Source organism: Mammaliicoccus sp. P-M58 (assembly GCF_022386165.1).
Taxonomy (GTDB): Bacteria; Bacillota; Bacilli; order Staphylococcales; family Staphylococcaceae; genus Mammaliicoccus; species Mammaliicoccus sciuri.
Map to the genome: position 1 here is coordinate 77,676 of NZ_JAJNJI010000002.1, position 13,089 is coordinate 90,764.

Genomic DNA, 13,089 nt, shown 5'->3' on the forward strand with positions numbered 1-13,089 from the left:
TTTAGTTAATTGGTGCATTATAATGACATCATACTAAAAGGAGAAATAAAATGACACACTCAAAGCTTTCATTAACTGAAATTATTAATAAAAGAAAATCAGTTAAAGAATTCGACCCAAACTTCAAAATTCCAAGAGAAGAAATAAAAGAAATGATAGCACTTGCTACTAAAGCACCTTCATCAATCAACTTACAACCATGGCGCTTTGTTATCATCGATTCTGAAGAAACAAAACAAAAATTAGACCATCTTGTACAGTTCAACCAAAGACAATTACATTCATCAAGTGCAATTATTCTTGTACTTGCAGATTTAAAACACGCTGAATATGTGAGCGATATTTACGAGAAGAATGTTGAACTTGGTTATATGGATGAAAATTCAAAGGATTACTTTATTGAAACAATTTCAAATTTAATTAGCAGTGCTGACGAAAGTTACTTTAATGCACAAGGTTTAATGGATGCAAACTTAGCCTCTATGCAATTAATGCTTATTGCGACTGATCATGGTTACGATACAAACCCTATCGGCGGATTTGACAAAACAGCTGTATTAGAAGCATTAAATATTGATACTTCTAGATATGTACCAGCTCATTTAATCGCTATTGGTAAAGGTGTTAAACCACCACATGATTCTAGTAGATTACCAGTAGATAGAATCATCGCTTGGAATGATGAAAGTAACGGTTCAATCGGCGAATAAGTTCTTTATTCGTTCTATTAATTATGATACCCTATCGGCAACTAACTTATGTTGCCGATATTTTTAATATTGCATTATCCAAAAATATAGTGTAAAATTCATTGCTGTGAGTTTTATTTTTTTACTTAAAAGCTTTACCGCTTTAAAGTGAATATCAAATTAAAAGAAGGAATATATATGAAAAATTTATCTCAATGGTCGTCCAGTATCGGTTTCGTTCTAGCAAGCGCCGGGTCAGCTATAGGAATTGGTGCTGTATGGAAATTCCCATACATGGCTGGAACATACGGTGGTGGCGCATTTTTATTAATATTTATTATTTTCACATTGCTTGTCGGCTTACCACTACTTTTAAGTGACTTTGTATTGGGTCGCTATGGTAGAACATATTCTACTAACATCTTCAAAAAAGTGTCCGGTAAATCATCTTGGAATTTAGTAGGATGGCTTGGAAATTTAACAGTCTTTGTACTATTTTCATTCTATAGTGTTATCGGTGGTTGGATCATTTTATATATTATACGTACACTTTTAGACAGCTTTGGATTAACGCAATCACATAATTACGGCAACATCTTTAATGATTATATATCTAATCCATTTTATTCATTAGCGAGTCAGTTTGCTTTTATACTTTTCACTGTAGTTATTGTCAGTAAAGGTGTAGAAAAAGGTATCGAGAAAGCTTCAAAAGTCATGATGCCACTTTTATTTATATCGTTCGTAATTGTCATTATTAGATCGATCACTTTAGACGGCGCTTTAGACGGAATTCAATATTTCCTACAACCAAAAGTATCGGATTTAAGTGCTGAAGGTATACTATATGCTCTAGGACAATCGTTCTTCGCATTATCATTAGGAACATGTGGTATGATGACATACGCTTCATATTTAGATCGTAAAACAAATATCGTCAAAAGTGCGAATGCCATTGTATGGATGAACATAGCTGTATCAATAGCAGCCGGTTTAGCCATCTTCCCAGCTATTTTCGCATTTGGATTAGAACCTAACCAAGGACCAGGATTATTATTTATCGTCCTTCCACAAGTATTTGATCAAATGTTTGTCGGTCAATTATTCTATTTACTATTTTTAATATTATTTTTATTCGCAGCCATTACATCTTCAATTTCGTTATTAGAATTGAATATCTCAAACATTACTAAAAACAATAATGATAATAGAAAAAAATGGTCATATATCATTGGTATATTAGTCTTTATATTCGGGATACCATCAGCACTTTCAAACGGGTTACTCCAAGACTTTACATTCGGTGTCGGTACATTCTTTGATAATATGGATTACTTAGTCGCGAATATCTTAATGCCAATAGGTGCATTAGGCGTAACCATCTTCGTTGGTCATATATTCAATAAAGAAATCATTATGAAAGAATTAAATATGAGCGATACTAAAAAAGGAAGACTCTTTGTAAATACATGGTATTTCTTAGTTAAATTTGTACTTCCAATTATCATCATCGCCGTATTCATCGGGCAATTAATTTAAATAACACAAAGAAGAAGCCGTTCAATTTTTTGGGAATTGAGCGGCTTTTTTATGTAGTTCGGATGGAGTTGGATGATCTCTTGGCTTTATTCAAGACTTAAGCCATGACTTCAACGATTTCTCATCTCAGCAGCCCCTTTAACTCACATCTTCAACTTCTATATCAATCCTATCCACTTCCAATATGTCATGCTGAACAAGATAATTAATAAGTATCCAATAACTGTGAGTGGTACACCTGTTTTAATAAAGTCTTTAACGGTAAATGTTTCTGTGCCGTATGCCAGCATATTTTGTGGTGAACTAACTGGCAATAAGAAACCAAAGCTAATCACGAATTGTTGTATAAGTACAAACCCGATAGATTGGTCACCTAAATTTAATGTTTGTGTTAAAGCTATAAATACAGGTATTAATGCTGAAGATAAACTCGTTGCACTCGCAAATCCTAAATGTATTAAAATATTAAATATAGAAATGAGTGCAATGGTTGAGATTAGTGGCATATGATTAAGTCCCATCAATCCAAATGTTTTATCACTTAACCATTGTGCCGCTGTTGTTTCCAACAATACTGTTCCTAGTGAGATACCAATTCCAAATACGATAACTGTACCCCAAGGAATTTTCTTCTCAACATCTTCCCAAGTAAAGACACCGATTTTAGGTGTTAACATAATTGCCAATGCAATGATTGTTATTGAAGATGAATCAATCGGATGGAGCACTTTTTCGGTAGACCAGAAAAATAATAATAAGATAGAAATCGTAATGAGTCGCCACTCTCTTGCTGAAACTGGTCCTAATTCTTTTAATTGTGCTTTAACTAATTCATTTCCACCTTCTATTTCTTTCTCTTCAGGTTTAATGACAGTAATCATCACAAAGTATAAGACGACTGACATGATAATCGCCCATGGTGCTGCATACAAGAACCATTCACCCCAAGAAACATCTTGTCCCATTGATTTATTAATGAACCCTATCGCAACGATATTTTGAGCGGCGGCAGTCTTAATACCTATATTCCATATTGAGACAGCATGCACGGCTGTAATAATCAATAATGCTGCTAATTTACTGTTCTTAGATGTATTAAATGCAGCAATCATTCCTAATAAGATGGGTACAACAGCACCAGCTCTTGCAGTAGCTGAAGGTACAAAGAATGCTAAAATAATAGAAACTACAATTGCACCGATAACAATTCTATTTGTTTTGTTTCCTACAATAGAAAGTACTTGTAATGCTAAACGTTTATGCAAATTGGTTACTTGCATCGCTGTAGCTAAGAATAATGCTGCTGCAACGAGTGCCACTGCAGATCCTGAAAATCCGCTTAAAGCCATTTGTAATGCATTGCCTGTACCTAGTAATGCATCCCCTTCTAAAGCTTTTCCATTTGCTGACGGATTGCCTAAAGCATCTCCTAAATTTTGAACTGGACTAAATCCAATGAGTACAACGATCAGTCCAACAATCATGACCGCTGATACAGGATAAGTTACGGCTTCTGTTACCCACATAATAACTGCAAAAGCTAAAATCGCTAGCGCACATTTTGCCATAACAGGTAAATCATTTGAAGTCGGTAATAACAATATTCCAATTAATACAACAAAACTAACAATAATCCAAATTGGTTTAAAAGCTTTTTTCTCAGTATTATTAGACATATCTAACAGCTCCAATATTAATTTTTATTGTTCTAATTTCCTAAATAATAACATATTTCTTTTTTGCATATAATACTTTTCACAATTAATACAATAAATACTTGAACTTTCTGTTATTTACATGTAATGTATAAAGGGAAGTGTGAAGGTTGTCTGCCGACAGACAACCCTACCTATTAAATTACTGTCAAATAAAGGATGATTTATAATATGTTAACTAAAGAATTCGCAGCTAAAGTAGGTCTTAGTGAAAAGCAAGTTAGAAAAATTGTACAACACTTAGAAGACAGAGGATATCAACTTTCTAAGACAGAATATCGTGGAAGAGAAGCGACAGACTTCCAAGAAGAAGATATCGAACTTTTCCAAGAAATAGCGGAAAAAGTTAAAGAAACAAATAGTTATGACCAAGCATTCGAAACACTTGAACAAGAGAAAGACTTTTTACAAGTTCTTGTTAAAGACGAACCCGCTAATCAAACACCTGAACTACAACATTTAATTGAAGAATTAAAATTAGAAGTTCAACATATGCGTAGAGAAAGACAAATGCTTGGTGAAATGTTGCAACAAGTACATATTCAACAACAGAAACTAGAACAAACTTTAGCATTACAAGCACCTCAACAATCTGAGGCTACCGCTCAAGAGAACGATACTAAAGTTGAAACGAAACAAGCTGAACAACCACAAAGTTCTAAAGCAGTTTCAGAAGATAAGACTTCTAGTGAATCAGTTGAAACGAACAAACAAGAAGAAAAAGAAGAAACAAAAATTGCTGTAGCTGAAGAGCCAGCTAAATCAGAAACACAAGCTGAAGTGAAATCAGAAGATAAAGAAACTGCTGTTAAACCAGTAACGACTACTGATAAAGCAGTAGAAGCTAAAGAGAAAGATGCAACTACATCTAAAGAAGAAACGACTGACAAAGCAGCATCTACTGAAGAAAAATTACCAGAAACGACAGTAGACGAAACTTCAACACCTTCAGAAAACAAAGAAGAAGTAAAAGAAGAAATCAAATCAGAAACTGAAGAAGAACCTAAGAAAAAAGGATTCTTCCAAAGATTATTTAATATTTAATCCCTTTAAGAAGAGGTTAGGCATGATGCCTAGCCTCTTTTTTGTTAAGTTTTTGTAAATTTCCACTATATAATTGTTAATTGCTAGAGTACTTTGTTATATTGAATTTTATATTAAGTATTTGTAATGAATATTAACCATTAGGAGTGTTTCACATCATGGAAACATTAAATTACGAAGATTTGAACAATGACCTTTTATGGGCGCATAATAATCAAGTTGTGAAAATCATGAAAGATGAATTAGACATCTATATCAAGTTAAATCTTAAAGAAGATAATCATAAATTAGTTGTATTTTCAAATGGTGCGATTGATCCATCTAAAAGTAAACCACCTGTCTTTATGAGAAGTAAATGGCATGAAGATTTTAATGCAAATTGTCTTTATATAGATGACAGAACTGTTCATTATAAGCAATTACGTATTGGTTGGGGTGTTGGAAGAGAAGAACGTCATTTCTTAAAAGACTATTCTGAAATTGCGCAACAAGTCACGCAAGCACTCCAAATAGAATCTCAAAATGTCGTCTATTGTGGTTCATCAGCAGGTGGCTTTATGTCTATGTATTTAGCAACATTACATAAAGGCACAACTGCTGTAGTGAACAATCCACAATGTTACGTAGATCGTTACGATAAAGTGAACGTTGAAAAATTATACACTAAAATATTTCCCAACCGTTCACGCGATTATATCAAAAAACAATACGCACTTAGACTATCGATCACGAGCTTATTTCGCAAACAAAAATATGTACCTAAAATTTACTACATCCAAAACAGATTATGTGAGACTGATATGACTAGACATTTCGATTCATTTTGTAGTTTCTTAGATAAATACGAAATAAACAGTTCAAACATAAAGTTCATATTATACAACAATAAAAAGCTAGGACATAACCCTATATCAAGAGAAGCAACCGTAAACTTTGTAAACCAAGTCCTTGAAGACAAACTTGTCATAGCAGAATTTTAAGAATAACACCACCTTTATATCAAATCTAGAGGTGGTGTTATTCTTTAGATACTATTTCAATTTTCATTTTATCTGGATCTTCAAAATAAACAGCATAATGATGATTACCTCCAGCATATGGATATAAATCATCATACAGTCTATTAATATTTTTTTGTTCCAAAATAATATTGATACCATCCACTGTTACTCTATCTTCAACTGTAAATGCCAAATGATTTAATCCAATCCTTTTACGATGATATCCATATTGTTTAAATGAATCGTCCACTTGTACAAATACTATGTACGTTTCATTTAATTTAAAGCTAAAACCTTCTCTCCATTCTTGATATAAACTATATCCTAGCAGTCCTAATAACCAACTATAAAAGTTTTTAGATTTATTTATATCACTAACATAGATCTCTAAATGATGTATAGAACCATTCATCTTCCAGTCACCTCAAATTCAAAATTATATTAAGACAATTTTTAATAATTCCCATATCTTCTATACATTTTAACACTATAAAGAAAATCATGATGTACATGAATAACATAGTATATAAGAATTTTTCAAAATTAATAAAGCACTTTCATGACTATTTATGTTACCCTATACGAGTACTATAAAAAGTGAAAAATTCTTAAGTAAAGGAACTCATTATGAAATTCACAAAAGAAGAATGGCAAAACACAAATTTTAAATTAGATATGGATACAAGTCATTTAAACTTAGAAGAAATTATCAGTTTAAATGATAACTTAACAAATTCAGAAATTAATGAACTCTATTTGCCACTCATTAATTTTTTGACAAACAAAGTTAAGTTCCATAAAGATTATTCATCTAACATTAACAACAAATTACATAACAAAAATAATACACCACCTTTTATTATTGGAATATCAGGAGGGGTTTCTGTAGGGAAAAGCACTGTCTCAAGGCTGCTTTTAAACTTACTACAAGAATATAACGCGGACTGGAAAGTTGATCTGATTACGACTGATGGTTATATCATGCCTAAACAAGAACTCATCGATAAAGACTTACTTTCTAAAAAAGGATTTCCTGAAAGTTATGATACAAAAACATTAATCAGTCACTTAAAACAAATTAAGAACAACGAGCCTAACATTCCAACATACACGTATTCACATATCACATACGACCGTCTTAAAGACCAGTATCACAACATAGACTGTCCGGACATTCTTATTATAGAAGGCGTGAATATCTTCCAAGTAAGTCCACATGAAGAAGAACTCGTAAGTGATTATATTGATTACAAAATATATTTACACACAACAATAGAAAATATGAAGAAATGGTATCTCAATCGCTTCTTACTACTTCAAGAAGAAGCTTTCCAGAAGCCAGACTCACATTTCTATAAATATCGAGACATCCCAAAAGAAGAAGCCTTAAAAATAGCAACAGATCTATGGGACAATATTAACGAAGTCAATTTAACCAAAAACATCTTACCAACTAAAAACAGAGCAGATCTCGTACTATATAAAAATCACGACCATGTTATAGAAAAACTGAAATTTAATAAATTTTAAGTTATTAGAATTGAGGTATAGTTATGAAAATATATCCTACTGAACAAATACTTAAATATTGGTCTGAAAATTATTATAATAATTTTGATTTATTTTTTGTTAAAGATATCCCTTTTGAAAATGAAGATGTAGTTATCACTCTTAAAGATGCATTTAAGACAACAAGTTCATTTAATATTGATACAAATAACTTATATGAGTTTTGGAATTTAAGTGATTACAATTATGTAATCCAAGCTTCTAAAGGATGGTTTGAAAATCTTAACAGAGATTCAAAAACATATATACTTCAGGAACAAGAAAGAGTTAACAATCCACTATTCTTAGAAGGTAACCTCATTACTTCACAAAAGTGGAGTCAATTAACAACAAATAAACAAAGACAGTTTTTCCAAAATAGAGTAGATAGATATTGTGATAATCACGTAACACAACATTCAACATTGCAATTACCCAATCATTTAAGTTCAATTGTTTCTACTTTTCCAAAACATCAAGGATCAAACTGTCTTTCAACAGTCCTTTATGCTATTACTAGTGATAAAAATATATTACACCAGTGGATAAAAGAAGATGCTTTTCTAACTAACCTTAAATCTTTAAACTACGAATTAGTTTCAGAAGGTAATCAAAACGGTGATGTAATTGTTTATTTAGAAAATAAAGCTGTAGTACATGCAGCATATCAAATTGATGATGATTTATTCGTAAATAAAAATGGACAAACCATTTTTAATCCTTATAAAATTGTAACTAAATCAGAGCTTGATAATGAATGGGGAAATTATCAAGAACTCTACTACAGAAACACTAAAAACCCTCTCTAGTCTTTTACTAGAGAGGGTTTTTAGTGTTCCAGCAGTCTAAATGATTATAATTCTACTATTAATTCTTTAACGTATACTGCACTACCTGTGATCTCGATATTAATTTGATTGTTTATATTATTGACATGCACATACACTTGTCCATCTTTTCCTATTTCTTGTCCTTGTTCAACGATTAGTTCAAGTGGATATTTAGCAGATGTATTTATATATTGAGCATAGTACGCACCCATTACACCAGAAGCAGTTCCTGTAACTGGGTCTTCAGTCGTTCCTGAAAATGGTGAGGAAAAATGTCTTGCATGCATAGGTAAGTCTTCTTTGTATGTTTCCATACAGAAAGGATGAATTGAAGTTTTGGGTCTTTCTTTTAAAATTTCTGGAAATAATTTATTTTGTGGAGTCATTCTTTTACATACTTCTAGATTCTTAACAGGTACTAATAATGTCCATGCTCCTGTACTCCCATAAACAATAGGACATTCTTCTACAATATCTGCCTCATCAATTCCGATAGCATGAGCCAAATCTACTTTCGATCCATTGAACGCTTCAAATTGAGGACTAGCTTGTTGCATCGTTATATAAATATTATCATTTTCAATATTTAATGTAATTGGTAAAATACCTGCATTCGTCTCTATTGTATATTCATTCTTATCTTCTAATAATCCATGTTGTTTCATTGCTGCGATTGTTCCAACAGTAGCATGTCCACACAAATCCATTTCATGACCTGGCGTAAAATATCGTATCCTAAAATCAGCACGGCTTGATTTTAAAGGGAACGCTGTTTCATTAAATCCAATTTGTTTCGCAACTTCTTGCATATCTTCATCTGTTAATCCTTCACTATCTAATACCACACCAGCAGGATTTCCTTTATTCGCTTCTAAACTAAATGCATCATAATGATATACACTAACCGACTTCATGAAACATCATCCTTTATTTATATTTAAGACATGACCATATTATTTCACAGATTCAATAATACCTATAACTTCTTCATATACATCAATCCTATCAAGTTGCTTTCGATAAACATTTTCTAGGAAATAAAATGTAGCTGCATTGTCAGCTTCAAATATTTTTTCATTTTGTGCTAATAATAGAATAGGTTTATTATGTCCTATCGCAATACCTATTTCTGTATGTGTCCCTTTACCTCCTGGCAATATAGCTAACAGTATATCTGAATTTTTTACTGCATCCGCTTCAGATTGACCAATTTTTCTTAAATCCTCTTTATTAATTGCTTTATCATTCAGCGTCCAATTATAAATATTTTGTAAGCCGTGTTGTTCTAAGCTCTTTATAAGTTTATTTACAACATTCTTATTTCCAAAACTACCTGCTAAATAAAATTTTATCCCCATTTTTATTCTCCTTGTTGTGTTAATTCTAAGTATATCTTTTTAAATTCGGCCATTGCTTATGCCATTGTTTTTGATTAATTCTATCCAAATAAACGTCATATCTACCAGAGTCATGATTAAAATATTGAGTTGGTGAAACAATACCATTAAACAAATCTAGAACACTGTAGTTATAATGTACTTCTAACTCACCATTTTTTATCCTAGCACAAATAGCGGTTGGCGCTTCTGGATAATGATCTACAGCATCCTTCGAATCAATATATTGATTAAAATCATTTTTCAAATGCATTCTAGCTTGGTTTTTTACTGACCAAGGTATGCTAGAATCAATATCTCTTAATTGCTCTTCATATCGCTTCTCAATAGATTCATCTAGACAGTCAGTATTATAAAATATAACATCAACATCATTATATGGTGTCTTATCTGTATAACCATGAATCGTATCCCAAATTTTATTTCTTATAAAACCCGCGCTAACCCAAGAATCATTTAAATTCATGCTTTCTACAACTTCTAAAATATAAATCATATCCGCATCACTTTTAATAAGGTCATAAATAGCCTTCATAAACACACATCCCATAAATTCTATTACTCATTATTATATTGTATTTTTACAACAAATGAAATGGACATATTTATTTCAATTTCATAGTATAATAAAATGTACTTACTAACCTTACATTTTTGGAGTGATTATATGGAAATATTTCAAGAGTTTAAAAAGCAATTTATTAAATTTTTAAGTAGCGATAACCGAATAGTGTTAACGAAAGGTATGTTTCATGAGATAAAATTATTATCCATTTTAGCTGCAATAGAAACTCAATCCTAATATTCAAAAGGAACATTAAATGCTCATTCTAAAGAAGTTTTCAAAGATCTGACAGAACAAGACATGCTTACAAAAGAGATACCATTAAACACAACCTTCACATTAAATGATTTATCATTACAGTTAAATTTATATACCTCAAATACTCCTAACTTTGGCGAATTTGCAATATATTATCCAGTGAATCCAAAAACAATAAAAGGAAAAACATTGAAATATTAGTTGATCATATAAAAGAAAATCCCGCTTCAAAAGTATTTATTATCACAGCAAATGACTGGGAGTTTAATAGTAAAGTGTCTAAAACATTAGAAGAAATGTCCGACATAGTTGTAGGAGAAGATTTAAAACAAGGAATTCAGGAAATATTTAATTCTGGTTTCAATAATGGTAATTAAAGTTCATCAATAATATTGATAATTATCTAAATATAGATTAAAATTATAATCAAATTGCGGTACATATCTGCGGAGTGTACTTGAGGTTGACTGTTGCGACGGTCGCCTCTTTTTTTATCTTACAATGAATCATACTTAGTATACACTACAGGTATTGGGGAAGATGTTATACTTGATTATATTGATATTATAAACAATAAGAAAGATGCACCTGATAGCTTTCAAAACGCAGTAAAAATCAATTAATTTATTGGAGCTTTTTTTATGTATAGAAAAACAAATTTATTCATCGTATTTCTCATTTTATTATTATCTATAATAACGACGTTCTTGGATCAAAAGGTATCTTTTTTTAATAATTTAACGTCTTTACTATTTTTACAATTTATTTTCTCTATTTCAGTAAACATATTTTTACTAAAATACATCTTTGACTTTGAATTTATTAGAAGATTATTAGATAAAATAAACATTCTTTTCCAATACTTTATTTATACAATAATTTTATTTCTGGCTATGTTTATGATTATTTCTATTGATTTAACAAATATTAATTTATTAAATCTAATCTTTAGTTTATTATTCTTGTTTGTATTTAGCTTTTTAACTCAATTATTAATTTGTGAAACAATATCTAAAGTATATATAAGAAATAAGACGTCTATTTACTTCAGCGCACTAGCAATGTTTATACTATTTATGCTTTTAATAATTCCAAATTATTCACAATAATATCGTTGTCATCATAAATAACATCTTTTCTATAATTCCAAACACAAAAATAACCCTCTAGCCTGATTGCTAGAGGGTTATGTTATACGCTAATTCTTATTGTTCCTCTTTAACGTATGGTAATAAAGCCATGTGACGTGAACGTTTGATAGCTACAGTAAGCATACGTTGGTATTTTGCTGAAGTACCTGTTACACGACGTGGTAAGATTTTACCTCTTTCTGAGATAAACTTTTTAAGTAAATCTGTATCTTTGTAGTCGATATGTGTAATACCGTTTGCTGTGAAGTAACAAACTTTTTTACGACGACGACCACCTCTTCTTGGTCCACCTGCCATGATTGTGTTCCTCCCTTCTCGTTAAATGTTTATCAATTTATATTCGTTTCAATCAACTATTAGAACGGCAAATCATCATCACTGATATCAATTGGGCCATTAGCGTTTGCAAATGGATTACTTGATTGTTGATTATTTGACTGTTGATTTGAAGGTGCTTTTTGTCCTTGTTGTTGGTTACCACCAAAGTCTTGTCCATAATTTTGGAATTCGTTATTATTTTGGTTATATGATTGATTATCATTACCAGATTGACGTTGGTTTGCGCCTTTTGGTTCAAGGAATTGAACACTGTCACAAACAACTTCAGTTACATAAACACGACGACCTTCTTGGTTCTCGTAGCTACGAGATTGTAGACGACCTTCAACTCCTGCCAGACTACCTTTAGATAAGTAATTGTTTACATTCTCTGCGGGACGTCTAAATACAACACAGTTGATAAAGTCAGCTTCTCTTTCACCTTGCTGGTTCGTATAAGTACGATTAATAGCTAAAGTAAAAGTAGCAACTTGAACGCCTGAGGGTGTTACTCTGTATTCCGGATCTTTAGTTAATCGACCGACTAATACAACACGATTAATCATTTAATCTCCCCCATTTTATAAGTTAAATTATTTTTCTTCTTCGCGTACTACGATGTGACGAATGATATCATCAGAGATTTTTGCTAAACGATCAAATTCACTGATAGCTTCGTCATTTTCAGACTTAACTCTAACGATGTTGTAGAAACCTTCTGTGAAGTCTTGGATTTCATAAGCTAAACGACGTTTACCCCAATCCTTTTCTTCGATGATTTCTGAACCGTTTGAAGATAAGATTCCTTTAAAACGCTCAACGACAGCTTTTCTAGCTTCGTCTTCGATATTTGGACGTACTACGTACATTACTTCATATGTTCTCATCAATTTACACCTCCTTGTGGTCTATGCGGCCTAATAACTCAGTATTAAGCAAGGAATAATTTTCATTACTCACAATCAAGAATTATAGCATAGAGTATTACTTTTTACAATCTTTTTCTCAATGATATCACAGAAAAAGCCAATAGT

At 31.5% G+C, this 13,089-nt stretch carries 15 protein-coding genes; 7 read left to right on the forward strand and 8 right to left on the reverse strand.

Going from position 1 to position 13,089, the window contains the following annotated elements; translation table 11 throughout:
• Positions 1 to 50 precede the first annotated feature (50 nt).
• Together LQ694_RS02735 and LQ694_RS02740 are read left to right on the forward strand one after the other, a co-directional pair.
• Positions 51 to 710 carry a nitroreductase family protein gene (locus tag LQ694_RS02735; protein ID WP_048540236.1) on the forward strand — a complete coding sequence of 220 codons (660 nt, stop codon included), beginning with the start codon at positions 51 to 53 and terminating at the stop codon, positions 708 to 710.
• A gap of 177 nt (positions 711 to 887) precedes the next feature.
• Positions 888 to 2,228 (forward strand): sodium-dependent transporter, encoded by a 1,341-nt coding sequence (locus LQ694_RS02740; protein ID WP_058590751.1) that lies wholly within the window; start codon positions 888 to 890, stop codon positions 2,226 to 2,228.
• Between the two features lie 158 nt (positions 2,229 to 2,386).
• Here LQ694_RS02740 and LQ694_RS02745 read toward each other — a convergent pair whose 3' ends face one another.
• On the reverse strand, positions 2,387 to 3,904 hold the full coding sequence (locus LQ694_RS02745) for a DASS family sodium-coupled anion symporter (protein WP_049320826.1): 1,518 nt from the start codon (positions 3,902 to 3,904) through the stop codon (positions 2,387 to 2,389).
• 210 nt (positions 3,905 to 4,114) lie between these two features.
• On the opposite strand from LQ694_RS02745, the gene LQ694_RS02750 reads away from it, so the two are divergent.
• Together LQ694_RS02750 and LQ694_RS02755 are read left to right on the forward strand one after the other, a co-directional pair.
• The gene (locus LQ694_RS02750) at positions 4,115 to 4,987 is read left to right on the forward strand and encodes a prolipoprotein diacylglyceryl transferase (RefSeq protein ID WP_196968558.1); all 873 of its coding nucleotides are present in this window, start codon (positions 4,115 to 4,117) and stop codon (positions 4,985 to 4,987) included.
• Between the two features lie 158 nt (positions 4,988 to 5,145).
• Positions 5,146 to 5,967 (forward strand): YqiA/YcfP family alpha/beta fold hydrolase, encoded by an 822-nt coding sequence (locus tag LQ694_RS02755; protein WP_196968559.1) that lies wholly within the window; start codon positions 5,146 to 5,148, stop codon positions 5,965 to 5,967.
• Positions 5,968 to 6,004: 37 nt separating this feature from the next.
• Here LQ694_RS02755 and LQ694_RS02760 read toward each other — a convergent pair whose 3' ends face one another.
• Positions 6,005 to 6,400: a VOC family protein gene (locus tag LQ694_RS02760; RefSeq protein ID WP_048542923.1), complete on the reverse strand. Its 396-nt coding sequence runs from the start codon at positions 6,398 to 6,400 to the stop codon at positions 6,005 to 6,007.
• 215 nt (positions 6,401 to 6,615) lie between these two features.
• Here LQ694_RS02760 and coaA point away from each other — a divergent pair, with 215 nt between their 5' ends.
• Both coaA and LQ694_RS02770 read left to right on the forward strand, forming a co-directional pair.
• Positions 6,616 to 7,518 (forward strand): type I pantothenate kinase, encoded by a 903-nt coding sequence (gene coaA, locus LQ694_RS02765; RefSeq protein ID WP_096791477.1) that lies wholly within the window; start codon positions 6,616 to 6,618, stop codon positions 7,516 to 7,518.
• Between the two features lie 23 nt (positions 7,519 to 7,541).
• Positions 7,542 to 8,345 (forward strand): hypothetical protein, encoded by an 804-nt coding sequence (locus LQ694_RS02770; RefSeq protein ID WP_196968560.1) that lies wholly within the window; start codon positions 7,542 to 7,544, stop codon positions 8,343 to 8,345.
• Positions 8,346 to 8,389: 44 nt separating this feature from the next.
• On the opposite strand, the gene LQ694_RS02775 is transcribed toward LQ694_RS02770, so the two are convergent.
• From LQ694_RS02775 to LQ694_RS02785, 3 genes are read right to left on the reverse strand one after another with little or no spacing between them, the layout of a single operon-like run.
• Positions 8,390 to 9,280, reverse strand: coding sequence for a PhzF family phenazine biosynthesis protein (locus LQ694_RS02775; protein WP_218696990.1), 891 nt, complete (start codon positions 9,278 to 9,280; stop codon positions 8,390 to 8,392).
• A 39-nt stretch (positions 9,281 to 9,319) separates the two neighbouring features.
• The gene (locus LQ694_RS02780; RefSeq protein WP_204207568.1) at positions 9,320 to 9,724 is read right to left on the reverse strand and encodes a nucleoside 2-deoxyribosyltransferase; all 405 of its coding nucleotides are present in this window, start codon (positions 9,722 to 9,724) and stop codon (positions 9,320 to 9,322) included.
• Positions 9,725 to 9,749: 25 nt separating this feature from the next.
• A complete protein-coding gene (locus tag LQ694_RS02785) occupies positions 9,750 to 10,298 on the reverse strand; it encodes a nucleotidyltransferase family protein (protein WP_204207567.1) in 549 nt (182 codons plus the stop codon).
• Positions 10,299 to 10,430: 132 nt separating this feature from the next.
• Here LQ694_RS02785 and LQ694_RS15515 point away from each other — a divergent pair, with 132 nt between their 5' ends.
• Positions 10,431 to 10,565: a hypothetical protein gene (locus LQ694_RS15515; RefSeq protein ID WP_257099540.1), complete on the forward strand. Its 135-nt coding sequence runs from the start codon at positions 10,431 to 10,433 to the stop codon at positions 10,563 to 10,565.
• Between the two features lie 1,226 nt (positions 10,566 to 11,791).
• Here the strand turns inward: LQ694_RS15515 and rpsR are convergent.
• Genes rpsR through rpsF form a run of 3 tightly spaced genes read right to left on the reverse strand, consistent with a single transcriptional unit; the run spans position 11,792 to position 12,942 of the window.
• A complete protein-coding gene (gene rpsR, locus LQ694_RS02790) occupies positions 11,792 to 12,034 on the reverse strand; it encodes a 30S ribosomal protein S18 (protein ID WP_025906198.1) in 243 nt (80 codons plus the stop codon).
• 59 nt (positions 12,035 to 12,093) lie between these two features.
• Entirely contained in the window at positions 12,094 to 12,621 is a 528-nt protein-coding gene (ssb, locus tag LQ694_RS02795; RefSeq protein ID WP_025906200.1) for a single-stranded DNA-binding protein, read from the reverse strand.
• A 27-nt stretch (positions 12,622 to 12,648) separates the two neighbouring features.
• On the reverse strand, positions 12,649 to 12,942 hold the full coding sequence (gene rpsF / locus LQ694_RS02800) for a 30S ribosomal protein S6 (protein WP_025906202.1): 294 nt from the start codon (positions 12,940 to 12,942) through the stop codon (positions 12,649 to 12,651).
• Between the last annotated feature and the right edge of the window lie 147 nt (positions 12,943 to 13,089).

Excerpts from the sequence above, each read along its gene's own strand:
- LQ694_RS02735 (WP_048540236.1), top strand. The coding sequence starts at position 51 with ATGACACACTCAAAGCTTTCATTAACTGAAATTATTAATAAAAGAAAA.
- LQ694_RS02740 (WP_058590751.1), top strand. The coding sequence starts at position 888 with ATGAAAAATTTATCTCAATGGTCGTCCAGTATCGGTTTCGTTCTAGCA.
- LQ694_RS02745 (WP_049320826.1), bottom strand. The coding sequence starts at position 3,904 with ATGTCTAATAATACTGAGAAAAAAGCTTTTAAACCAATTTGGATTATT.
- LQ694_RS02750 (WP_196968558.1), top strand. The coding sequence starts at position 4,115 with ATGTTAACTAAAGAATTCGCAGCTAAAGTAGGTCTTAGTGAAAAGCAA.
- LQ694_RS02755 (WP_196968559.1), top strand. The coding sequence starts at position 5,146 with ATGGAAACATTAAATTACGAAGATTTGAACAATGACCTTTTATGGGCG.
- LQ694_RS02760 (WP_048542923.1), bottom strand. The coding sequence starts at position 6,400 with ATGAATGGTTCTATACATCATTTAGAGATCTATGTTAGTGATATAAAT.
- coaA (WP_096791477.1), top strand. The coding sequence starts at position 6,616 with ATGAAATTCACAAAAGAAGAATGGCAAAACACAAATTTTAAATTAGAT.
- LQ694_RS02770 (WP_196968560.1), top strand. The coding sequence starts at position 7,542 with ATGAAAATATATCCTACTGAACAAATACTTAAATATTGGTCTGAAAAT.
- LQ694_RS02775 (WP_218696990.1), bottom strand. The coding sequence starts at position 9,280 with ATGAAGTCGGTTAGTGTATATCATTATGATGCATTTAGTTTAGAAGCG.
- LQ694_RS02780 (WP_204207568.1), bottom strand. The coding sequence starts at position 9,724 with ATGGGGATAAAATTTTATTTAGCAGGTAGTTTTGGAAATAAGAATGTT.
- LQ694_RS02785 (WP_204207567.1), bottom strand. The coding sequence starts at position 10,298 with ATGAAGGCTATTTATGACCTTATTAAAAGTGATGCGGATATGATTTAT.
- LQ694_RS15515 (WP_257099540.1), top strand. The coding sequence starts at position 10,431 with ATGGAAATATTTCAAGAGTTTAAAAAGCAATTTATTAAATTTTTAAGT.
- rpsR (WP_025906198.1), bottom strand. The coding sequence starts at position 12,034 with ATGGCAGGTGGACCAAGAAGAGGTGGTCGTCGTCGTAAAAAAGTTTGT.
- ssb (WP_025906200.1), bottom strand. The coding sequence starts at position 12,621 with ATGATTAATCGTGTTGTATTAGTCGGTCGATTAACTAAAGATCCGGAA.
- rpsF (WP_025906202.1), bottom strand. The coding sequence starts at position 12,942 with ATGAGAACATATGAAGTAATGTACGTAGTACGTCCAAATATCGAAGAC.